This window comes from Cellulomonas fimi, from assembly GCF_028583725.1.
Classification (GTDB): domain Bacteria; phylum Actinomycetota; class Actinomycetes; order Actinomycetales; family Cellulomonadaceae; genus Cellulomonas; species Cellulomonas fimi_B.
On sequence record NZ_CP110680.1, the window covers coordinates 1466873 to 1489650 of the forward strand.

Consider the following 22778-nt stretch of genomic DNA (forward strand, 5'->3'; position numbering starts at 1 on the left):
GCGGCGCACCCGGGGGTCACCCGCGTGCCGTGCGCCCGTCTCAGCAGAGCTGGGCGTCCGTCTCAGCAGAGCTGGGCGTCCGCCATGGGCTTGAGCACCGAGCCGCCGAGGTGCCGCGAGTGCCGCGCCGGGACCAGGACGCACGTGCCGAACGTGCCGTTGCTGAACCGTCCCTTGACGAACACGTCCGAGTACCGGCAGTTCACCGACCGCACGGTGTAGGGCGTCGGCTTGAAGACGTAGACCCCGCCGAGCGCGGCGCCGCAGAACGCCTCGGCGTCCTCGATCGTCGCCATGATCCCCACGTCGCCGTCGGACGCCCCGGGCGGCGGCGTGAGCGTCGCGACCTCGGTCGGGTCGTCGCCGACGGTGGCGACGGCGGGTGCGGCGACGGCGGGTGCGGCGACGAGGAGGCCGCCGGTCGCGACGGCCAGGCCGACGGCGGCGCGCAGGAGACGGGCGCGGACGGGACGGCGGACGAGCATGCGGGCCCCCAGGTGGGTCGACGGCGGTGTCGCACGTCCGCCGGGGCGGACGCGCCCAGGATGGTGGGGCCGTCGCGACGAGGCAAACCCGGGGCGTGTCGCGTCGTCGCACGTCACGAGGTCGTCCCGGCGGTGCACGACGACGACCGCGCAGGTCGCGCACGGCGTGGTCGCGCGGCGCGCTCGCCCGCGCTGGCCCAGACTGTGAGACGTGCCGGGCCGCACCACCCCCCGCGTCCCGGCCGTGGCCACGACCCGTGGCCGCGCGCGACGAGAGCGAGGTGCGATGGCGACGCCACCGGACGACCGACCCGCACGGGACGACGCGACGGGCGGTGCCCGCCCCGACGTGGACCCCGGGCGGCCGGCCCCCACGGACCTCGTCGACGACGCCGTCCGGCTCGCACGACGGTGGCTCGACCGCACGTCCGCCGACGAGACGAGGCGCGAGCGCGCCACCACGCGGCGGCTCGCGGCGCTCGTCGGGTCGCCGGCCGGCCTCGAGCTCGCCGTCCGGTTCGTCGACCGGGTGGCGCGCCCACGGGACGTGCACGTGGCAGCCCGCGAGCTGGCCGCGCTCGCCGCGAGCGCGCACGCCGCCGACTTCCTCGGGCCCGTCGACCGGGCGATGCTCGCCACCGGCACGCGCGTCGCGACGACCCTCCCGGGGGTCGTCGTGCCTGCCGCGCGGCAACGACTGCGCGCGCTCGTCGGGCACCTCGTGGTGGACGAGGACGCCCTCGGCCGTCACCTCGCCGCGACGCGCGCGGACGGCTACCGGCTCAACCTCAACCTTCTCGGCGAGGCGGTCCTCGGCGAGCACGAGGCCGCCGCCCGGCTGGCCCGGGTGCGCGCGCTCGTCGAGCGGGACGACGTCGACTACGTGTCGGTCAAGGTGTCCGCCGTCGCGAGCCAGCTCTCGACGTGGGACACCGAGGGCAGCGCCGACCGCGTCGTCGAGCGCCTCCTGCCCCTCTACGAGGCCGCCGCGGAGCACGGCACCTTCGTCAACCTCGACATGGAGGAGTACCGCGACCTCGCGCTGACCGTGCGCGTGTTCGAGCAGCTCGCCGCGCACGCGCCGCTGCGCACGGCCTCGTCCGGCATCGCCCTGCAGGCCTACCTGCCGGACGCCGCCGACGCGTTCGACGAGATCGCGGGCATCGCCGCCCGTCGCGTCGACGACGGCGGGGCGCGCCTCAAGGTGCGGCTCGTCAAGGGCGCCAACCTCGCCATGGAGCGTGTCGAGGCGGAGCTGCACGGGTGGGCGCAGGCGCCGTACCCGTCGAAGGCGCTCGTCGACGCCGCCTACCTGCGGCTCGTCGACCGGGCGCTCGACCCGGCCCTGACCCGCGCGCTGCGCGTCGGCGTCGCGAGCCACAACGTCTACCACGTCGCCGTCGCCCACCTGCTGGCCCAGGCCCGCGGCGTGGGGGAGGCGCTCGACGTCGAGATGCTGCAGGGCATGGCACCCGCGCAGGCCCGCGCGGTGCGCGACGACGTGGGCAGCGTCCTGCTCTACACCCCGGTCGTCGCGCGCAGCGAGTTCGACGTCGCCGTCTCCTACCTGGTGCGCCGCCTCGAGGAGAACGCGGCGGGGGAGAACTTCCTGCACGCCGCCTTCGCGGGCGGCGACGCCGCGATGGACGCCCAGGAGTCGGCCTTCCGCGCGGCCTGGGCGGGCCGCGACCTGCCGAGCACGGCCCCGCGTCGTGTCGCGCGCGTGCCGGGGCCGGCCGTGCCGCAGGGCACGTCGCCGACCGACTCTGCTCCTGACGGCGGGGTGACCGAGACGCCGGGGTTCGCGAACGCGTCCGACACCGACCCCGCGGCCGCCGAGGCGCGGGTCTGGGCGCGCGGTCTCGTCGCACGCGACGTCGCTCCGCCACCCGGAGCCGTCGAGGTCGGGACGACGCAGGACGTCGACCGGGTCGTGGCCCGTGCCGTCGCCGCCGCGGGCGCCTGGGCGGCGACCCCACCGGAGCGTCGCGCGGCGATCCTCCGTGCCGCCGCCGTCGCCCTCGAGCAGGCGCGCGGCGACCTCGTCGCGACCATGGTGCACGAGGCGTCGAAGACGGTCGCCGAGGCGGACCCCGAGGTCAGCGAGGCCGTCGACTTCGCCCGCTACTACGCCGACCGCGCCGACGAGCTCGCCGACGGGTCTGTCCCCGGGGCGGTGCACCGCCCGTCCGGCGTCACGGTCGTCACGCCGCCGTGGAACTTCCCCGTCGCGATCCCCGTCGGCTCCGTCCTCGCGTCGCTCGCGGCCGGCAGCCCCGTGCTGGTGAAGCCCGCACCGGCGACGCCCCGCTGCGCCCGTGTCGCGATGGCCGCGATCCAGCGCGCGCTCGACGACGCCGGCGCACCTGCCGGGACCCTCACCGTCGTCCTCAGCCCCGAGGGCGACGTCGGGCGTCGCCTCGTCACGCACCCCGACGTCGCACGCGTCGTCCTCACCGGGTCGATCGAGACCGCCCGGCTGTTCGCCGGGTGGCGCGACGACCTCGACGTGCTCGCCGAGACGTCCGGGAAGAACGCCCTCGTCATCACGCCGTCCGCGGACGTCGACCTCGCCGTCGCCGACCTCGTGCGGTCCGCGTTCGGCCACGCCGGCCAGAAGTGCTCCGCCGCGTCGCTCGCGATCCTCGTCGGCTCCGCCGGGACCGACGACCGGCTGCGCCGGCAGCTCGCCGACGCCGTCTCGTCGCTGCGCGTCGGGCACAGCGACGACCTCGCGACGAGCGTGCCGCCCCTCGTCGAGCCCGCCTCCGGCAAGCTGCTGCGCGCGCTCACGACGCTCGACGCGGGGGAGGAGTGGCTCGTCGCCCCGCGAGCGCTCGACGTCTCCGGGCGTCTCTGGTCACCCGGCGTCCGGCACGGCGTCGCGCCCGGCTCGTGGTTCCACACGACCGAGTGCTTCGGACCCGTGCTCGGCATCATGCGTGCGCGCACGCTCGACGAGGCCCTGGACTGGCAGAACGCCGTCGCGTTCGGGCTGACGGGCGGCCTGCACTCGCTCGACGAGGACGAGATCACCACGTGGCTCGACCGCGTCGAGGTCGGCAACGCCTACGTGAACCGCGGGACGACCGGCGCGATCGTGCGACGCCAGCCGTTCGGCGGCTGGAAGGCGTCCGTCGTCGGTCCGGGTGCGAAGGCGGGCGGCCCGCACTACGTCGCGCAGCTCGGCACCTGGTCCGACGCACCCGACGTGCCCGCCGACGACGACGCGTGGCTCGACTGGGCGCGCGCCGACGACCGGCGCGTCTGGGCCGACGACCTCGGCCGCGATCACGACCCCAGCGCCCTCGCCGTCGAGCAGAACGTGCTGCGGTACCGACCCGTGCCGCACCTGACCGTCCGCGTCGGCGACGACGCCCGGCCCGTGCACGTCCGGCGCGTGCTGCACGCGGCCGAGACGGCGGGGGTGCCCACGACCGTCAGCGACGTCGCCGCCGAGTCGCACACCGCCTTCGCGGAGCGCGTGGCCGCAGGCGCCGTCACCGGGCGCGTGCGCGTCGTCGGGAGGGCGCCCGGGCTGCGGGCCGCCGCCGCGCCGCACGTCGGGGAGGTCACCGTGCTCGACGGCCCGGTGCTCGCGTCGGCGTCGCGCGAGCTCCTCACCGTCGTGCGCGAGCAGGCGGTGAGCCGCACGCGCCACCGCTTCGGCCACCTGCCTCCGGCCGCCACGTCCTGACGGAGACCAGCGGTGCCTGGGCCGCGCACGCGCACTCTGCTCGCGCGCCGACCCGGGCTGACACCCGCGGTGCCCGCCTCGTGCACGCGCGCTCTGCGCGCGCGCCGACTGGGCTGACCCCCGCGGTGCCTGCCTCGTGCACGCGCGCGCTGCGCGCGCGGACGGGCCGACTCTCGCGGTCCCTGCCCCGCCCACGCGCGCCCGGCGCGCACGCCGACGGGGGCGACCAGGCGGAGCGCCGAGGGAGTCGCGTCAGGCGGACGCGCGGATGACGAGCTCGGGGGCGAAGATCAGCGGCTCGGCCGGCGCCGGGACGCCCTGGAGCTGGTCGAGCAGCCGGGCGCCGGCCGCGCGCGCCATCGCGACCACGGGCTGCACGACCGTCGTCAGCGGCGGCGTCGTCGAGGCGGCGACCCCCAGGTTGTCGTACCCGACGACGGCGATGTCGCCCGGCACCTCCTTGCCGTGCTCCGCGAGGACGCCGAGCGCGCCCGCAGCCATGAGGTCGGAGGCGATGAAGATCGCATCGAGGTCCGGGTGCCGGGACAGCAGCTCGCGCGCCGCGATCGCGCCGGACGCGATGGTGAAGTCGCCGTAGACGACGGCGTCCTGCGACAGACCGGCCGCGCTCATGGCGTCACGCCAGCCGGCGAGCCGGTCGATGCCGGCGGACATGTCCTCGGGGCCCGAGATCGTGCCGATCCGGCGGCGGCCCAGGTCGATGAGGTGCTGCGTCGCGAGGCGCCCGCCCTCGTGGTTGTCGGTGTCGACGTACTGCACGTCGCGCTCGTCCGCGGAGAGGGGACGGCCGACGAAGACGTTGGGGACGCGCGAGGCGAGCAGCGTCCGGTCGAGCTCGTCGTCACGGTGGTGCGACACGACGATCGCGCCGTCGACGTGCCCGTTGCGCAGGTAGCGGACGGTCCGCTCGCTCTCGCCGGGACGGGCGATGACGAGCACGACCTGGATGTCGGAGTCCGCGAGCGAGCTCGACAGCCCGTTGAGCGTGCCGGCGAAGAACGGGTCGGACAGGACACGCTCGTCCGGCTCCGGCACGACGAGCGCGATGGAGTCGGTGCGCTTCGTGACGAGGGAGCGTGCGGCACGGTTCGGGGTGTAGCCGAGGTCGGCGACCGCCGCCTCGACGGACGCGAGGGCCTCGGGCGACACGCGCAGACCACCGTTGATGGCGCGCGACGCGGTGGAGCGTGACACTCCGGCACGCTCGGCGACCTGCTCGAGCGTCGGCGCCGGGGGACGGGCGGGCTCCGTGCGGGCGGGGATGTTGTCGACCACCGTTGGTCTTCCCTCCTGTGGCTGCCCGGGGGCAGCGATGACGTGCTGACGACAGGAGGGCGGGGTGGGGGCCACCCCGCCCTCCTGTCCGTCGGCGCCCGCCCCGGTGCTGGAGCGGTCGACCGATAGAGCTCGGGCCGTGCCGTCAGCCCTTGACGGCACCCTGCATGATGCCCGCCACCAGCTGGCGACCGGCGATGAAGAACATCACGATGAGCGGGATCACGGACAGCGTGACGCCCGCCATGATCAGCGACATGTCCTTGAAGTAGGACGCCTGGAGCAGCTGGACGGCCACCGGGAGCGTCGGGTTCGCGGGGCCGAGGAAGATGAACGGCCCGAAGAAGGCGGTCCACGACCCGACGAAGGCGAACAGGCCGAGCATGAACGCCGCCGGCCGCGCCGCGGGGAGCGCGACGTGCCAGAACGTCCGGATCATCGACGCACCGTCCACGCGGGCGGCCTCGATGAGCTCGTAGGGCAGCGCCGACTCGAGGTACTGGGTCATCCAGAACACGCCGAACGCCGTGACCAGGCCGGGCACGATGATCGAGGTGAGCTGGCCCACCCAGCCGAGCTTCGACATCAGGATGAACAGCGGGACGACGCCGAGCTGCGTCGGGACCGCCGTGGTCGCGATGACGAAGACGAGCAGCGGGCCCCGACCGCGGAACCGGAGCTTCGAGAAGGAGAAGCCGGCCAGCGTCGAGAACAGCACCACGGAGACCGAGGTGATGACGGCGACGATGACGGAGTTGCCCAGCGCGGTCCAGAACTGGATGTCCGAGGACAGCACGCGGTTGACGTTGTCCCAGAAGTGACCCTGCGGGATGAGCGACGGGATCGGGTTCCGGGCGATGTCCTCCGCCGTCGACGACGCGAAGAGGAACGCGTAGTACAGCGGCAGCGCCGACCCGAGGATCGCGACCGTGAGCAGGACGTAGGTGACCCAGCCCGGACGACGCTCGGCGCCCTGGGCGACGGTGCGCTTGCGCGCGGCCGCCCGCGCTGCACCCTTGCCCGCGGTCTGCGAGATGACGGGGACGGAGGGGGCGCTCATCGCCGGACCTTCTTTCGGGACTTCGACGCGTTGTCAGAGGCGATGCGCTTCGTCAGCGAGAAGTTGATCAGGCCGACGATCACGATGATGAGGAAGAGGATCCAGGCGACGGCGGCTGCGCGGCCGAAGCTCTTCTGGTTGCCCCATCCGACCTCGTAGATGTACATCGTCGCCGTCATCCACTGACGGCTCGGGCCACCCTGGCCGAGCTGGTCGAACAGGCGCGGCTCGTCGAAGATCTGCAGGCCACCGATGGTGGACGTGATGACGACGAAGATGATCGTCGGGCGCAGCATCGGCACCGTGATCGAGAAGAACTGACGCACGCGCGACGCGCCGTCGATGACCGCGGCCTCGTACAGGTCGCGCGGGATCGCCTGCATGGCCGCGAGGAGGATCAGCGTGTTGTAGCCGGTCCAGCGGAAGTTGACCATGGTCGCGATCGCGACGTGGCTCGGGAACACCTGCGAGTGCCAGCCGATGGGGCTGAGGCCGATGTCCTTGAGCAGCGTGTTGATGATGCCGGTCTGGTCGGCGAAGAGCCGGCCGAAGATGAGGGAGACCGCGACGGGGGCGACGACGTAGGGCAGGAGCACGCCCATGCGCCAGAACGTCTTGGCACGCAGGTTCGCGTCGAGGAGCGCGGCGAGGACGATCGCGACCATGAGCTGGGGGATCGTCGAGATCAGGAAGATCGAGAAGGTGTTGCGGATGCCCTTCCAGAAGTTCGGCTCCTGGAGGACGTACGCGAAGTTCTCGAAGCCGACGAAGTCGCCCTGGCCCGCGATGAGGTGCCAGTCGTGCATCGACACCCACGCCGTGTAGAGCAGCGGGAAGAGGCCCGTCACCCCGAAGAGGATGAAGAACGGGGAGATGTAGAGGTACGGGGAGAGCTTGACGTCCCAGCGACCGAGGTTCTGGCTGAAGCCGACCCGACGGGGTGCCCTGGGCGGGCTGCTGGCGACGCGCCGGTCGAGTCTCGGCGGCGTGGTGGAGGTGGCCATCGATAGTCCTTCGGTGCTGTTGGGGCGAAGCCTACGCGGCGGGGGCCGGGCCGATGGAGATCCATCGACCCGGCCCCGTCAGCGTCAGCCCAGAGCGGAGACCGCCTGGATGGCCGCGTCCCACTGAGCGGCCGGGTCGCCGCCGTTGACGTCGACCTCGACCAGCGCGTTGTTGAACGCGTCGTTCACGGCGAAGAAGTTCGGGCCCTTGTAGACCTTCGTGATGCCCTGCGCACGGTTGGCGAGGATCTCACCGGCCGGGGCGTTGTTGAAGAACTCGTTCGTCGAGGAGAGGAGCTCGTCGGACTCGAGGGCCTCGACCTGGCTCGGGAAGGTGCCCTTGTCGGCGTAGGCCTTGAGCTGCTGCTCCGGGGCCGTCAGCCACGCGGCGAGCTTCTTCGCCTCCTCCGTGTGCGCACCCTGCTCGGGCACCGTCAGGAAGGAGCCGCCCCAGTTGCCGGCACCGCCGGGGAAGACGTCGGCGATGTCCCAGCCGGTGACGCCGGCCGAGTTGTTCTCGATGACGCCGAGCATCCAGCCCGGGGCGAGCATCGTCGCGAACGCCGAGTCGGCGCTCTGGAACGAGGCGTTCCAGTCGTCGCTCCACTGCTGCAGGTGCGCCGACAGGTTGTCCGTGGCCGCAGCCTGGACGACCTGGTCGTAGATCTCCTTGATGCGCGGGTTGTCAGCCGCGATCACGGTGTTGTCGGAGGGGTCCTCGTACGGGGCCTCCTCCTGGTTGATCATGCCCTGCCAGATGGCGCCGGCCGAGTCGAACCACGGCTTGCCCGTCGCGTCGACGTACTGCTTGCCGACCTTGAAGTACTGGTCCCAGCCGCCACCGTTCTCGGAGAGCAGCGCGGCGACCGCGGCGCGGTCCGTGGGCAGGCCCGCGGCACCGAACAGGTCGGCGCGGTACGCGACGGCCTCGGGGCCGATGTCGGTGCCGTAGCCGATGAGCTTGCCGTCGGCCGTCGTGGCCTGCGCGGCCTTCCAGTCGAGCCAGCGGCCCTCGACGTCGGGGGAGTTCAGGTCGACGAACTTGTCCGGGTACTGCAGGAGCTCGGGGAGCCAGTCGACCTCGATGGCCTCGATGTCCGACAGGCCGGAGCCCGCGGCGAGACGCGTGTTGAGGTTGTCGCGGGCCTCGTTCGAGGTCGCGGCCTTCTTGTGCTCGATGGTGATGCCGGGGTTGGCGGCCTCGTACTCCTCGAAGAGCTCGTCGGTGTAGCCGAACTCGTTGAACGTCGCGACCGTGAGGGTGATGTTGCCGCCGTCGGACGAGTCGTCGTCCGTGTCGTCACCCGAGCCGGTCGAGCAGGCCGTGGCGAGGAGGGCGATGCCCGTGACCCCGGCCGCAGCCGCCCACATCTTGCGTGTGGTCTTGCGCACTATGACTCCCTTGTCAGTCGGACGGCGTCCTCGCCGTACCCCTGGGGCATCCTTCGACCGTCTGCCGCAGGGGGCGCTGACGGGCGTCGGACGTGGGCCTGGTGGACCCCGCGCAGGAGCGTCCTTCCGCAGAATGTAGGAGCGTTCCCACGCGCTGGATGAACTGTCGCCCGCTGCTGGATGAGTGTCAAGGACGTGCGTGGCCGAAACCTGCGTGGTAGCGATCCCACACCCACGTCTTCGCAGGTCAGAGCGCTGTCGGGGCGTCCCCGTGTTACCGAATCGTTACGGCTGCTCGGCCCGTCCGTGATCTGCCAGCCACCGGTCGGCGACCTGCTGCTCCACACCCAGAGCACCACGAATCGCCCGAGCCGCCGCTTCCTCCACCGCCGACCCGAACAACGGGATCTGCGCCTGCAGGTCGCCGTCGTACACGAGCCGCGTCGCGGACGGTCCCACGGGCTGCAGAGCGCAGCGGCCCGTGAGCCGGACCGGGGCGCCGGCGATCTCGACGACCACCGTCCCCGCGCGCTCGCCGTCGGCCTGCGGCGCGTCCCACGCCTCGACCAGCCGCACGTCGATCCGGTTCCCGACGAACCCGCGCACCTGCGCCGGGATCTGGTCGGACGGCAGCGCACGGCGCGTCGCGACCGTGAACGCCTCGTCGGCGGTCCCCGTCACGTCCACCTGGTGCTCGATCGCGCCGCTCGCCACGACCTTCTCCTCGACGTAGCGAGGGTCGGCCAGCATGCGTCCGGCGGACGTCGCGTCCGTGGCCAGGTCGAGCGTCACGCTCAGGTGCAGCACCGTGGTCCTCCCCGTCCTCGTGGGCCGCGGTCCGCGGCCGGCGACGGGCCCGCGGGCCCGCGTCGCGTCGTGTGGACGAAGGCTAGTCGCCCGTCCGCCCGCCGGCGCGGAGACACCTCGGACGCGGCCGACGGCGTGCCCCGCTCCGCGTGCGCGCGCACGCCGGCTCGCCCGCAGCGACGCGGTGTCGCCGACGGGTGCGCGGGTCCCGCCCACCGCTGCGGCACCTACGCTGGAGCCGTGTCCACGCTGAGCACGCTCGTCGCCCGCCACGCCTCGCTCGACGTCGCCGACCTCGAGTGGCTCCACCTGCTCGTCGGCGACTGGCAGGTCGTGTCCGACCTGGCGTTCGCCGACCTCGTGCTGTGGCTCCCGACGGACGACGACGACTTCGTCGCGATCGCGCAGTGCCGCCCGTCGACCGGCGCGACCGTGCACTACGACGACGTCGTCGGCTCGCTCGCGCCCGAGGGGCAGCGGCCCCAGCTGCGCCGGGCGCTCGAGGAGCGGGCGCCGCAGCGTTCGCGCGAGCCGCGCTGGTTCGGGTCCTACGCGGTGCGCGAGGAGGCCGTCCCCGTCGTGCGGCGCGGCCGTGCCGTCGCCGTGATCGCCCGGCAGACCAACCTCGGCGGCGCGCGCACGCCGAGCCGCCTCGAGCTCAACTACGTCGAGGCCGCCGACGAGATCTTCGGGATGATCGCGCGCGGCGAGTTCCCCGCGACCGACGCGCCCACCGGCCCGCGTCGCGGCGCACCCCGCGTCGGCGACGGGCTCGTGCGGCTCAACTCGGAGGGCGAGGTCCTCTACGCCAGCCCCAACGCCCTGTCGTGCTTCCACCGGCTCGGCGCGCTCGGCGACCTCGTGGGACGCTCGCTCGTCGAGGTCACCGCCGACCTCGTGGAGCAGAGCGCGACCGTCGACGAGTCGATGCCGCTCGTGCTCATGGGGCGCGCGCCGTGGCGGACCGACGTCGAGGCCCGCGGCGTCGCGCTGTCGCTGCGCGCGGTGCCGCTCACCGAGCACGGGCAGCGGCTCGGTGCGGTCCTGCTGTGCCGGGACGTGTCCGAGCTGCGGCGGCGCGAGCGCGAGCTCATCACCAAGGACGCGACGATCCGCGAGATCCACCACCGCGTGAAGAACAACCTGCAGACCGTCGCGGCGCTGCTGCGCCTGCAGTCGCGGCGCATGAGCTCGCCCGAGGCGCGTGAGGCGCTGGGCGAGGCGATGCGGCGGGTCGCGACGATCGCGCTCGTCCACGAGACGCTGTCGCAGACGCTCGACGAGAGCGTGCCGTTCGACGACCTGGTCGGTCGCAGCCTGCGGCTCGCCGCCGACGTGGCGACCGCGGGCGCGCACGTGCGCACCGTCGTCAAGGGATCGTTCGGCTCCGTGCCCGCCGAGGACGCGACCGCGCTCGCGCTCGTCCTGACCGAGCTCGTCACGAACGCCGTCGAGCACGGCTTCGACGGCCGCGAGTCGGGCACGGTGGAGATCGTCGTCGACCGCGACGGCGACGACCTGCGCGTCGAGGTCGCCGACGACGGCGCGGGCCTGCCGCCCGACCGGGGGGCCGGCACGGGTCTGGGCACCCAGATCGTGTCGACGCTGGTCACCAACGAGATGGGCGGCACCATCGCGTGGGGCGCCCGTGACGGTGGCGGGACGTCGGTCGTCATCGAGGCGCGGCTGCGGCACGGGCGGGACGCTGCCGTCGTCCTGTGAGCGCGCGCCGGCGGCCGACGTGAACGGGTGGCGACCGGCAGGTGGCCGCGCGAGGACGGACGCGGGCTGGTGGGCGTCGAGGACCAGGGCGGGCCGCGCGGGCCGTCCGGTGCGCGGGAGGCCGCCGCGGTCGTCGGGGGTGGACAGACGACGAGCCGGCCGCACCCCGGGAGGGTACGGCCGGCTCGGTGAGCTGCGGTGCTGCCGGGTCAGCCGGCGCGGCGCTGGCGGGCGGTGCGGCGCTTGAGCGCGCGGCGCTCGTCCTCGGACAGGCCGCCCCAGACGCCCGCGTCCTGACCGGTCTCGATCGCCCACTTGAGGCAGGTGTCGACGACGTCGCAACGACGGCAGACGGCCTTCGCCTCGTCGATCTGCAGCAGCGCAGGACCCGTGTTGCCGATCGGGAAGAACAGCTCCGGGTCCTCGTCGAGACACGCTGCGCGGTGGCGCCAATCCATGAGAGATCTCTCCTTGGGCACGCGGCTGTCCGACGCCCAGGGGTTGAGGGCGCGCGACTGCCGGGTGTGATCGGGGTGGGGGGGACGTGCTCCATCTAGGGTCACATCACGGTCGACGGCGCACAAGGGGTTACGAAGGCGTTTCGACTGGGTAACGACTGAGGCGTTGGTCACATCTGTGCGCGCCCTGTGCGCGGCGACGGCGTCACCCCGCCAGATTCCCGAACGTTTGTCCAGGTCAGACTGCCTGATGGCGACGGGGTCCCGGCCCTCCGGTGCGCCCCGACCGTGCGTGCCGGGCCCCCTAGGCTCGGTCCCGTGACACCTCGCCCACGCCTCCTCGCTGTGACCTGTGTCCTAGTGCTGCTCGAATCCGTGGTAGTGGCGGGTCTGGGCGTCGCCTTCGTCGTCTCGCTCGTGCGCGGGACGGCCGACCTCGCGGCGCCGACGGCGTTCCTCGTGGCGTTCTGCGCCGGCATCGCGGCGCTGCTAGCCCTGGCCGCGCGGGGCCTGTGGGCGGGCCGTCGTTGGGCCCGGTCGCCGGTCATGATGTGGCAGGTGCTGCTCGTCGTGCTCGCCGTCGGCTGGCTCGGGCAGGAGGTCACGGCGTGGGCCGTCGCCGTCCTCGCCGTCGCGGTCGCGGTCGGCGTCCTGCTGCTGCTCCCGCCCGTGGTCGCGGCGACCACTCAGCGCCCCGGCGACGACGCCCCGGCGCGCACGTCGTAGACCTGGACCGGTACGGCCCGGCGGTCGACGACGAGCACCGCTCGCCCCGGCGGACGCTCCCGCGGGTCGACCAGCCAGGGCGCGGCCGGCCCGACGAGCTCGGCGCCCGCCGGGTCGTGCGCGTCGAGCACCAGCACCTGTCGGCCGCGGACGAGCGCCGCGTGCGGACCGCGGAACGCCCCCGCCGCCTGAGCCGTCGTCGAGGCGACGACCCGACCGCCGCGACGGCCGGCGGACGCCTGCACGAGGCGTTCCACCGCGTCCGCGGCGGCCGGTGACGCGCGCTCGAGCTCGTCCAGGTCGTCCACGAGGAGCACCGCGTCGTCGGGCACGTCGTCCGGGGCGACCGCGGGCAGGTCGGCCAGACGGGGGTCCGGTGTCCCGGCGGCGGTCGCGAGCCGGACGACCGGCGTGCCGCGGTCCCGCAGACCTGCCGCGAGGACGGCGAGGACCGTCGAGCGTCCCGATCCCGGCGGGCCGGCGACCAGGAGCGAGCGGGACGTGTCGACGACGACCTCGCCCGCGTCGTCGCCTCCGCGCCCCACGGCCACGTCGGGGCCGATCGCGCCTCCGCGCCCCGCGGCGACGTCCGGGCCGACCGCGCCGCCCGCCCCCGTCACCTCCGGGCAGAGCGTGCCGCGCACCCCGGTCACGCGCTGCACGTCCGGGCTGAGCGTGCCGCGCACCCCGGTCACGCGCTGCACGTCCGGGCTGAGCGTGCCGTGCACCCCGGTCACGCGCTGCACGTCCGGGCCGAGCGTGCCGTCCGTCCCGGTCACGCGCTGCACGCCCGCGCGGTTCGTGACCTGCGCGGCGGGCAGCACGACCGTCGACGGGAGGGCCGCGACGCGCACGACGGCCGGGTCGAGCGGTCGCGGCTCGGACCGGTCGCCGCCGGGGCGTGGCGGGTCGGCGTCGGTGCGCGGCGGCTCGGCGATCTGGCACAGCACCGCACCGCCGTCGCGCAGGTGCACCGCCCGCCCGGCGGGCCCGCGTGGGCCGGTGAGGGGCGCCGGCACCCCGGCGAGACTGTCGAGCGACGCGTCGGTGACGGGCAGGACCAGCCGGTCCCGGAAGGCGGCGGCGTGGTGGAGCGCCGCGCTCGTGACGTCGGCGGCGGCGGCGACCGCGACGCGCGCGTCGCCCCGCCAGCAGGCCGTGAGGCGGTCGGCGCCGGCGCCCCGGGCGAGCGTGGCGAGGTGGTCGAGCGCCGTGGTCAGCCCGTCGACGAGCAGGAGCGACGGCACCGGCGAGGCGGGCAGGAGCTCGAGCAGCCGGGCCAGCCGACGGACCTCGTGCACGCCGACGGTCGTGCCGAGCCGCCCGTGGGTGTCCGCACGCCGCAGCCGTGCCACCGCCGCGTCGGGCAGCCCGACGGCGTGCACGGGGACGCCCGCCGCGAGCGCCTGCTCGCCGAGGCCGGTGAGCGTGGTCGTGCGCCCCGACCCGGGTCCGCCGAGCACCAGCAGATGACCGCCGGTGGGGTCCCAGCGGACGGGTGCGCGTCGCTGCTCGTCCGGCAGGTCGGCGAGCGCCACGGCGAGCCCGGGGCCGGGCGGGACGTCGTCCGGGCTCACGTGGTCCGGGAGCGCGGGCACCCAGGGCACGCGCTGCACGCGCCGCCCGCGGGCGGCGTCCTGGGCGGCCCGGACCCACGGCGCCGCCCCGCCGTCGCCCGCGTGCTCCTCAGGGCCACGCCCCACCGGGTGCGGTGCGGGCACCCATCCGGCGGCCGCGCCCGGGAGACCGACGACCGCGAGCCGCGCGGGCGGCGCCCCCGTGCCGAGCCGCGGCCTCGCGACCTGGACCAGCTCGACGGGCCGCGCACCCCGGCGCAGGACGGCGCGGCCGGGGGTGCGTGCGTCGAGCCGGGCGGCGTGGGCGTCGTCGACGACGTCCCGTGAGTCGGCGTCGTCGGCGACGCGCAGCGCGATCCGCAGCTCCACGTTGGCGCGCAGGTCGGCGGTGACGACGCCGGCCGGGCGCTGCGTGGCGAGCACGAGGTGGATCCCGAGGGCGCGGCCCTGCGCGGCGAGGCGGGCGAGCGCGGGCACGGCGTCCGGCACGTCGTCGGCGAGCGCCCGCAGCTCGTCCACGACGACGAGGAGTCGCGGCGGGGTCGCGTCGTCGTCGGGGTCGAGGTCGGCGAGGTCGTGCGCGCCGTGGACGGCGAGCACGCGCTCGCGGCGTCGGGTCTCGGCGCGCAGTCCCGCGAGGACGCGAGTGGTGCGCGCGGCGTCGAGGTCGGTGACGTGGTCGAGCACGTGGGGGAGCCCGGCGACGCCCCCGAGGCCGGTGCCGCCCTTGAAGTCCACGAGCAGGACGGCCAGCCGGTCCGGTGGCTGCGCGAGCGCGAGGGCCAGGACCAGCGTGCTGAGCAGCTCGGACTTGCCGGCGCCGGTGGTCCCCGCGACGAGCGCGTGCGGACCGTCGGCGACGAGGTCGACGCGGACCTCGCGGCTGCCCGGACCCCGGCCGAGCGGGGCGACCAGCCCCGGCCGTGCCTCGGACCACACCCGCGCGACCGCAGCCGGCTGCGCGGCGGGCACGTCGGGCAGGTCGCCGAGCGCGACGGCACCCGGTGGCTCCAGGGTGGGCGTCCCGTCTCGCGTGAGGTCCCGGACGGTCCGCGCGCGGACGAGCTGGGCCCGCGCGCGACCGGTCGTCACGGAGTGCCACGGCACCGACTGCTGCGTCGCGCCCGCGACGTGGAGGACGGCCCCGCCGGGACGCACCTCGAGCACGGTGCGGCACCACGCGGGGACGTCGGCACGGCGGTCGAGGACGAGGAGCAGCCGGTGCCGGGCGGGCGCGCTCGACCGCCACGCGGCGAGCCCACCGATCGCCGCGGGGTCGTCGCACACGACGACGTGCCTCGGGTCGTCGGGCGCGGGGAGCGTCGCGCGCGGCTCGACGGGCGTCGTCCACGTCCAGTCGACGGGACGGCGCGCCAGGACCGCGAGCCCGACGGCCGCGTGGCTCCCGAGCTCCGCGAGCACGACCGCCCGGGCCGTGCCGGCCGCCTGCGCGGGCTCCCCGACGACGGCCAGGCACCCGTCGGCCGACCACGGCGCGCCTCCGCGCACCCGGCCGCCCCACCCGAGCAAGGCGGCGACGGTGGCGGCGACGAGGTCGGCGGGGTCGTGCGGCGGCCGCTCCGCGACGGGTGCCTCCGGGTCGGCGGTGGCCGCGGGCCGCCGGCGTCGCCGTCGTGCGACGTGCACGGCGAGCCCGACGAGCGGGACGACGAGGCCGACGAGGAGCAGCGCGGGCTGACGCAGCACGACCGCCAGCGCGACGCTGCCCGCGAGCGGTGCGAGCCAGGTGACGGCCTGCTCGGCGCCGCCGCGCTCGTCGGCGCGGTCGGCCTCGGTCGACGCGCGGTGCTCCACGGACGCCGTCGGCGCCGGGCGGAGGGCGAGCGTCGACCGGCCGACCACCAGGACGTCGCGCTCGTGCCATCGCACCCAGCGGCCGGCCCGCAGGCGGTGCGCCCGGCCGCGCGGGCGCCAGGCGCGTCCGTCCGGGTCCCGGCCGTGCCCGACCCGCTCCCCGCGCGCGTGCGGCCCCGACCGACCGGCAACCTCCGGCGCGTCGCGCGCGGGCGCACCCGACCGGTCGAGCCGGACCCACCGGGCACCGGCCGCCGTCTCCGTCGACCGGTCGCGCCCGACCCGACGGAACGTGGGCGCCGTTCCGGACGACCGGTCGCGCCCGACCCGAAGGACCGTGGCCGCCGTTCCGGACGACCGGTCGCGCCCGACCCGACGGGCCGCGGCCGCCGTTCCGGACCGCCGGTCGCGCTGGACCGACCGCACCCCGCCGCCGGCGGGCGCGTCGGGCCGCGTCGCCCCACCGCTCGCCGCCCGCGCGACGCGTACCTGCACGCGCCTCCCGCGCCCCCGCACCGTGACCGCCCCGAGCGCGACGTCGTCGGCGCCGACGTCGCTGAGCGGCACGACACCGCCGACCGGCACCGCGACGACCGCCCCGCTGTCGGGCCCGGCGACCACGGCGACGTGCCGCCGCGCCTGCACCGCGGCCCGTTCGACGGGCGGACGTCCCGGCCCGGCGCGCAGCAGCGCCCCGGCGACGAGGGGGTGGTGGCCGGCGGGATGCGTCTCGTCGAGGACCGCGTCGTCGACGGCCAGCCGGACGGCCGTGCTGGCCCACCCGGCCCAGCCCGTCAGGCGGGCGAGGTGCGGCCGCAGCGCGGCGACCGTGGTGCCGGGGTCGACGTCGACCTCCGTGGTGCACGGTGCGGTCCCGCGCGCACGGTCGGGATGGACGGTGAGGAGTCGCACCCCTGGATGCTGGCGCGTGCGCGGACGGCGCGACCGGCGGGCCCGTGGGTGTTGTGGACGTGTCCGTCACCCACAGGCCCGCCGGTCGGTTCGGCGTCAGTCGACGGCGAGCGCCGCCACCGGGGACGTCCGCGCGGCCGACCGGCCGGGCAGCACCGACGCCAGCAGGCCGGCGCCGAGCGCGACGACCAGCACGATCAGCAGGTCGTCCCACGGGAAGGCGAGCTGCAGCTCGCCCATCCCGGCGAGGATGATCGCCGCGCCGGACCAGCCGTAGAGCAGGCCGAGCACGGCCCCGAGCACCGCCCCGATCCCCGCGATGAGCATGCCCTCGTAGGCGAGCATCCAGCGCAGCTGCCGGCGCGACATGCCGATCGCCCGCAGGGTGGCCGACTCGCGCCGACGCTCGATGACGGACAGCGACAGCGTGTTGGCGACGCCGACGACGGCGATGACCACCGCGACGCCCAGCAGGCCCACGACGACCGCGAGCAGGTCGTCGATGAGGTTCTCGTACTGCTGCCGCTCCGCGCCGGCGCTCTCCACGAGGAGGGCGTCCGAGCCGAGCGCGTCGTTGATCGCGAGCGCCGTGGTCCCGGCGTCGGCGTCCGCGTCGAGGCGGACCCACAGCGTCTGGACGGGGGCCTCCCCGACGAGCGCGCGCAGGGTGTCGGGCGTGACGACCGCGTCGACCCCGCCGAGCGAGGAGTGCACGGCCCGCAGCGTCGTGGCGTCGCCGACGGTGTCGCCGTCGGAGCCGACCGCCTGCACGCTCGCCCCGCCCTCCGGCACCATCTCGGCGCGCGCGGCGGGCACGACGAGCGCGCCGTCCTCGAGCGCGTCGAGCGCGTCCGCGTCCCGCAGCACCGTGGCGGCCTCGGCCGGGTCGGGAGCGCGCAGGACCACGTAGGTGCCGTCGTCGAGCAGGACCGGTGCGCTCGGGACCTCGACGACCTGCTCCACACCCGGCACGTCGGCGACGTCTGCGACCACGGAGGCGGGCACGGACTCGTCGCCCGCACCGCCGACCGCGCTGATCGCGACGTCGACGGGGTAGTGGTCCTCGAGCCCGGCCGTGATCGAGCTGCGGGCGCTCGCGGCACCCGTGCTCATGAGGACGACGAGCGTGACGCCGATGAGCAGCGCGGTGCTGGTCGTCGCGGTGCGGCGCGGGTTGCGCACGGTGTTCGCGGCGGCGAGCCGGGCACTCGTCCCGGTCGTCGCGAGCGCACGGCCGACGAGCGACACGACGCGCGGGATCCAGAACACGGCCCCGAGCAGCACGCCGACGAAGGACAGCGCGCCGCCGAGGACACCGACGCCGAGCAGCAGGACCGGCTCCCCGGCCTCCGCGGCGCTCGACGCGACCGACAGCACGAGTCCCGCGGCACCGCCGAGGAGGAGCAGGAGCGACAGGACGAGCCGGACGCGTCCTCCGCGTGCGCCGACGCTCGGTGCGTCGACGGGGCGCAGCGCGGCGACGGGCGACACGCGCGTCGCCTCCCGCGCGGGGACGAGCGACGCCGCGGCGGTGACCAGCGTGCCGACGAGCAGCGGCACGAGCACGACGGCCGGCGTGACGGTGATCGTCGAGGGCAGCGGCGTCCCGGTGTCGGCGCGGGCGAGCACCGCGAGCGCGGCCTGGGCGAGGCCGAGGCCCAGCACGAGTCCGGCGACGGACGCCGCGACGCCGAGCACGCTGGCCTCGAAGAGCACCGACAGCCGCAGCTGGCGCTTGACGGCACCGACGCAGCGCAGCAGCGCGAGCGTCCGTGCACGCTGCGCGACGAGCACCTGGAACGTGTTGGCGATGACGAGCGCCGCCACGAGGAGGGCCACCGCGGCGAACCCGAGCACCACCATGACGAGCGCGTTGCCCGAGCCGGTGAGCTGCTCGACCGCCTTCTCGGCGGCCTCCCGCTTGGTCAGCACGTCGGCGTCCGCGAGCGCGGCGGCGACGTCGTCCTGGACCTGCGACGAGCCGTCGGTGACCACGAGGATCTGTGCGGGCACCGAGTCCTCTCCGGCCTCGCCGGACCACTCGAGCACGTCCCGAGTCGTCGCGAGACCGGCACCGCCGTACGCGGACCAGGCGCCCGCCGGGTCCTCGGCGAGGCCGACGACCGTGACGGTGCCCTCGTGCTCGGTCCACTCGCCGTCGTCGGCGGGCGCCGACCACCGGACCCCGAGGGTGTCGCCGACCTCGGCGTCGAGCCGGTCGAGGGTCGTCGCGGGGAGCGCGACCTCGTTCGCCGACGCGGGCACGCGGCCGGTCTGCGCGACGACCGACGCGAGCCGCTCGTCGCCGGGCTGCGCGAGCAGCATCTGGTACGTGATGCGGGTGCCGTGCGACAGCTCGGCGCCGCCCAGGAGGAGCGGGTCCGCGGCGACGACGCCGGGCACGTCGCGCACCGTGTCGACGTCCTGGACGGCGGCCCCGTCGGTGACGACCAGGTCGGCGTCGCCGAAGGACGCCGTCACGGAGTCGTAGCCGGTGCGCTGGAGCACGTTCCCCGCGACGAGCGTCGCGGCGAGGAACGCGGTGCCGATCGCGATCGCGACGGCGGCGGCCGCGAGCCGGCCGGCGCTGCGCCGCATCTGCGCGAGGGTGAGGCGCAGCATCAGGCGCTCACCGCCGTGTCGGTGGTGGTCTCCAGCGTGCGGAGGGCCTCGAGGCCCGCGAGCACGGCGTCGGGTGTGGGGTCGACGATGTCGCCCGCGATCCGCCCGTCGGCGAGCAGGACGACGCGGTCGGCGTACGCGGCGGCGGTCGGGTCGTGCGTGACCATGATGACCGTGCGACCGAGCTCGCGGACGGAGCGGCGCAGGAAGCTCAGCACCTCCGCGCCGGACCGGGAGTCGAGGTTGCCCGTGGGCTCGTCGGCGAACACGACCTCGGGCTTGGCGATGAGCGCGCGGGCGATCGCGACGCGCTGCTGCTGACCGCCCGACAGCTCGCTGGGGCGGTGCGTGAGCCGCTGCCGCAGGCCGAGCGTGTCGACGAGCGTGCCGAGCCACGCGGCGTCGGGCTTCTGCCCCGCGAGCTCGAGCGGCAGCAGGATGTTCTGCTCGGCCGTGAACATCGGCAGCAGGTTGAACGACTGGAACACGAACCCGACGCGGTCGCGCCGCAGGCGCGTGAGGGCGCCGTCATCGAGGCCGGACAGCCGTGTGGTGCCGAGCACGGCGTCGCCCGAGGTGGCCTGGTCGAGCCCGGCGAGCAGGTGCATGAGCGTCGACTTGCCCGAGCCGGAGGGCCCCATGATCGCCGTGAAGGCCCCCGCCGCGAAGTCCACGTCGACGCCGTCGAGCGCGCGCACCGCGGCGGCGCCCTGCCCGTAGACCTTCGTCAGCCCGCGCGCCCGTGACGCGACCGCGGCCTCGTGCTGCGGGCCCGGGCCGGGCGTCGGTCCGGAAGGTACGTACACGGTCGTGTCCACGGAAGGGCTCCTCGAGGATCGGGCGGGACGACGTCGGTCGACGACACCTCGACGCTAGGTCGGCAGGCGGGACGCCCGCGTCGGGCTCCGGTCGTGACCGCCGACGGGCGGGGTCCGCCCACGGGCTGACGTCCCCGTCGCGGGGGTGCGACCGGCGGGGCAGCGGCGGGGAGCCGCGGTCACTCGCCGGGCCGTACGAGCTCCGTCTCGTACGCGGTGACGACGGCCTGCACGCGGTCGCGCGCGCCGAGCTTGGCCAGGATCCGGCCGACGTGCGTCTTGACGGTGGCCTCGGCGACGAACAGGTCCTGCCCGATCTCGGTGTTGGACCGGCCCTTCGCCATGAGGACGAGCACCTCGCGCTCGCGGTCGGTGAGCTCGGCGACGGCCCGGCGCGCGGGGTCGCTCGGGGCGCCGGGGCGGTCGGGCGGCAGGGCGGTGACGAGGTGCTCCAGCAGGCGGCGCGTGCTCGACGGCGCGATGACGGCGTCGCCCCGGTGCACGGTGCGGATCGCCGCGAGCATCTCCTCCGGCGGGGCGTCCTTGAGCAGGAAGCCGCTGGCCCCCGCACGGATCGCGGCGAGCACGTACTCGTCGAGGTCGAAGGTCGTCAGCACGATGACGCGCGGCGCGGGGAGCGCGTCGGACGCGCCGGCGGTGAGGTGGGCCGTCGCGGTGAGGCCGTCCATGGTCGGCATCCGCACGTCCATGAGCACGACGTCGACCTGCCCGGCCGCGCGCGTGAGCGCCTGCACGGCCTGCGCCCCGTCGCCGGCCTCGAGGACCACCTCGAGGTCGGGCTGGGAGTCGATCACCATGCGGAAGCCGGCGCGGACGAGCTGCTGGTCGTCGACGAGCGCGACGCGCACGGGGGGCGTGGTGGTCTCGGTCATCGGTCGTCCTGTCGCGTGGAGGCGGGGTGCGGGGGAGCGGTGTCGGCGGTCGGCGGCCGGCCGGCCGGTGGCGGACCGACGACGGGGCCGGTCGGCAGCTCGGCGCGGACACGGTAGCCGCCGCCCGGCCGGGGACCGGCGCTGACGGTGCCGCCGAACATCGCCGCACGCTCGCGCATGCCGAGCAGGCCGTGGCCCAGGCCGTCGGAGCCGGCGGAGGCGCCGCGGCCGTCGTCGGACACCTCGAGCGCGAGCGCGTCCGGGCGCCACGACAGCACGACGGTCACGGACGGGTCGGGGCCCGCGTGCTTGAGCACGTTGGTGAGCGCCTCCTGCGTGATGCGGTACGCCGTGAGGCCGACGCCGGGGGGGAGGTGGCGGGGCGTGCCGGTGCGCACGAGGGACACGCGCAGCCCGCTGCCGCGGACCTGCTCGACGAGCGCGGGCACGTCCTCGATGGACGGCTGCGGGGTCACGGTGGGGCCGGCGGGGCCGGTCGCGGTCGACGGGCCCGAGGCCGCGGGCGGGCTCGTGACGGTCCCACCGCCCGCCGGGGCGAGGGGCGGTCCGGCGGTGACCACGGGGATGCTGCCGGTCGGCGTCGGCGGGCCCTCGCGCAGCACGCCGAGCAGGCGGCGCATGTCGGTGAGCGCCGCGCGGCCGGTCTCCGCGATCGTGCCGAGCGCGCGCGTGGCGGCGGCGGGGTCGGCGTCCGCGGCGTACCGCCCGCCGTCGGCCTGGGCGATCATCACGGTGAGCGAGTGCGCGACGATGTCGTGCATCTCCCGCGCGATGCGGGCGCGCTCGGCCGCGGTGGCGATCTGCGCCTGCTGGTCGCGCTCGCGCTCGAGCCGTTCGGCGCGGTCGACGAGGGCCTCGAGCGTCTCCCGGCGGGAGCGTCGCGCGAGGCCGAACGCCCACACCGCGGCGGCGATCGACCACACGAAGATCGTCGAGGCCACCGCGGAGGGCGGGTTCCACCAGGTCGCGAGCGTGACCGGCAGGAGGATCCCGCCGACGACCGCGCCGACGATCGCGACGCGGTGCGCCCAGCGCGGGCCGTGCACGGTGACGGAGTAGAGCGCGACGAGCACCGCGAGGTCCGCCGGGACCATGAGCGGCGTGACGAACAGCATCTGCAGCAGGGCGACCGTGTAGACGGTCGCGGCGGACGCGGTGGGGCGGACCCGGCGCCACGCGAGCGGGGCGATGAGGAGGAAGGCGACCAGCAGGTCGGGCACCGTGCGCGTCGACGAGCCGTCGAGGAAGTTGACGTTGAGCGTGAGGCCGACGAGCAGCACGAACAGCGTGCCCACGAGGTCGATGACGAACCGGTGGGAGTCCTCCCATCGCAGCACCCGGTCCCACCACGTCACGCGACGAGCCTAGGCGCGCGGCCGACGTCCCGCGTGCACCCCCGGACGGACCCGAGGCCCGCGGGCGCCCGACCGCGGGGGGACCCGACGCGGGGGCGCGTGCGCCGCAGGCGGCGGG

At 75.5% G+C, this 22778-nt stretch carries 15 protein-coding genes; 3 read left to right on the forward strand and 12 right to left on the reverse strand.

All coding sequences use genetic code 11. The features are described 5' to 3' along the window. Positions 1-62: 62 nt before the first annotated feature. Positions 63-485, reverse strand: coding sequence for a hypothetical protein (locus OOT42_RS06780; RefSeq protein WP_273654123.1), 423 nt, complete (start codon positions 483-485; stop codon positions 63-65). Positions 486-771: 286 nt separating this feature from the next. On the opposite strand from OOT42_RS06780, the gene OOT42_RS06785 reads away from it, so the two are divergent. Further along, positions 772-4182: a proline dehydrogenase family protein gene (locus tag OOT42_RS06785; protein WP_273654124.1), complete on the forward strand. Its 3411-nt coding sequence runs from the start codon at positions 772-774 to the stop codon at positions 4180-4182. 252 nt (positions 4183-4434) lie between these two features. On the opposite strand, the gene OOT42_RS06790 is transcribed toward OOT42_RS06785, so the two are convergent. The 5 genes from OOT42_RS06790 to OOT42_RS06810 form a co-directional block, all read right to left on the reverse strand. Beyond that, positions 4435-5478 carry a LacI family DNA-binding transcriptional regulator gene (locus tag OOT42_RS06790; RefSeq protein ID WP_273654125.1) on the reverse strand — a complete coding sequence of 348 codons (1044 nt, stop codon included), beginning with the start codon at positions 5476-5478 and terminating at the stop codon, positions 4435-4437. Positions 5479-5623: 145 nt separating this feature from the next. Further along, positions 5624-6538, reverse strand: a complete 915-nt coding sequence (locus tag OOT42_RS06795) for a carbohydrate ABC transporter permease (RefSeq protein WP_273654126.1) — start codon at positions 6536-6538, stop codon at positions 5624-5626. Then, a complete protein-coding gene (locus tag OOT42_RS06800) occupies positions 6535-7542 on the reverse strand; it encodes a carbohydrate ABC transporter permease (RefSeq protein WP_273654127.1) in 1008 nt (335 codons plus the stop codon). Before OOT42_RS06800 ends, OOT42_RS06795 begins: the two co-directional genes overlap by 4 nt. A gap of 84 nt (positions 7543-7626) precedes the next feature. After that, positions 7627-8934 carry an extracellular solute-binding protein gene (locus tag OOT42_RS06805; protein ID WP_273654128.1) on the reverse strand — a complete coding sequence of 436 codons (1308 nt, stop codon included), beginning with the start codon at positions 8932-8934 and terminating at the stop codon, positions 7627-7629. 285 nt (positions 8935-9219) lie between these two features. Next, positions 9220-9741: a DUF2505 domain-containing protein gene (locus OOT42_RS06810; RefSeq protein ID WP_273654129.1), complete on the reverse strand. Its 522-nt coding sequence runs from the start codon at positions 9739-9741 to the stop codon at positions 9220-9222. 240 nt (positions 9742-9981) lie between these two features. Between OOT42_RS06810 and OOT42_RS06815 the strand changes: the two genes are divergently transcribed. Further along, entirely contained in the window at positions 9982-11463 is a 1482-nt protein-coding gene (locus tag OOT42_RS06815; protein ID WP_273654130.1) for a sensor histidine kinase, read from the forward strand. 209 nt (positions 11464-11672) lie between these two features. Here OOT42_RS06815 and OOT42_RS06820 read toward each other — a convergent pair whose 3' ends face one another. Next, positions 11673-11921, reverse strand: a complete 249-nt coding sequence (locus OOT42_RS06820; protein WP_013771685.1) for a WhiB family transcriptional regulator — start codon at positions 11919-11921, stop codon at positions 11673-11675. A gap of 381 nt (positions 11922-12302) precedes the next feature. On the opposite strand from OOT42_RS06820, the gene OOT42_RS06825 reads away from it, so the two are divergent. Further along, complete coding sequence (locus OOT42_RS06825; protein WP_273654131.1) at positions 12303-12647, forward strand: hypothetical protein; 345 nt, start codon at positions 12303-12305, stop codon at positions 12645-12647. On the opposite strand, the gene OOT42_RS06830 is transcribed toward OOT42_RS06825, so the two are convergent. From OOT42_RS06830 to OOT42_RS06850, 5 genes are all read right to left on the reverse strand, one after another. After that, a complete protein-coding gene (locus OOT42_RS06830; protein WP_273654132.1) occupies positions 12608-16951 on the reverse strand; it encodes an FtsK/SpoIIIE domain-containing protein in 4344 nt (1447 codons plus the stop codon). The two genes, OOT42_RS06825 and OOT42_RS06830, sit on opposite strands and share 40 nt — an antisense overlap. 96 nt (positions 16952-17047) lie before the next feature. Further along, positions 17048-19573: an ABC transporter permease gene (locus OOT42_RS06835; protein WP_273654133.1), complete on the reverse strand. Its 2526-nt coding sequence runs from the start codon at positions 19571-19573 to the stop codon at positions 17048-17050. Next, positions 19573-20391 (reverse strand): ABC transporter ATP-binding protein, encoded by an 819-nt coding sequence (locus OOT42_RS06840; protein WP_423775973.1) that lies wholly within the window; start codon positions 20389-20391, stop codon positions 19573-19575. Before OOT42_RS06840 ends, OOT42_RS06835 begins: the two co-directional genes overlap by 1 nt. A 179-nt stretch (positions 20392-20570) precedes the next feature. Further along, positions 20571-21284 carry a response regulator gene (locus OOT42_RS06845; RefSeq protein WP_273654134.1) on the reverse strand — a complete coding sequence of 238 codons (714 nt, stop codon included), beginning with the start codon at positions 21282-21284 and terminating at the stop codon, positions 20571-20573. After that, positions 21281-22660, reverse strand: coding sequence for a sensor histidine kinase (locus tag OOT42_RS06850; RefSeq protein ID WP_273654135.1), 1380 nt, complete (start codon positions 22658-22660; stop codon positions 21281-21283). The genes OOT42_RS06845 and OOT42_RS06850 overlap by 4 nt, the downstream gene beginning before the upstream one ends. Positions 22661-22778 lie beyond the last annotated feature (118 nt).

Excerpts from the sequence above, each read along its gene's own strand:
- OOT42_RS06780 (WP_273654123.1), bottom strand. The coding sequence starts at position 485 with ATGCTCGTCCGCCGTCCCGTCCGCGCCCGTCTCCTGCGCGCCGCCGTC.
- OOT42_RS06785 (WP_273654124.1), top strand. The coding sequence starts at position 772 with ATGGCGACGCCACCGGACGACCGACCCGCACGGGACGACGCGACGGGC.
- OOT42_RS06795 (WP_273654126.1), bottom strand. The coding sequence starts at position 6,538 with ATGAGCGCCCCCTCCGTCCCCGTCATCTCGCAGACCGCGGGCAAGGGT.
- OOT42_RS06800 (WP_273654127.1), bottom strand. The coding sequence starts at position 7,542 with ATGGCCACCTCCACCACGCCGCCGAGACTCGACCGGCGCGTCGCCAGC.
- OOT42_RS06820 (WP_013771685.1), bottom strand. The coding sequence starts at position 11,921 with ATGGATTGGCGCCACCGCGCAGCGTGTCTCGACGAGGACCCGGAGCTG.
- OOT42_RS06835 (WP_273654133.1), bottom strand. The coding sequence starts at position 19,573 with ATGCTGCGCCTCACCCTCGCGCAGATGCGGCGCAGCGCCGGCCGGCTC.
- OOT42_RS06845 (WP_273654134.1), bottom strand. The coding sequence starts at position 21,284 with ATGACCGAGACCACCACGCCCCCCGTGCGCGTCGCGCTCGTCGACGAC.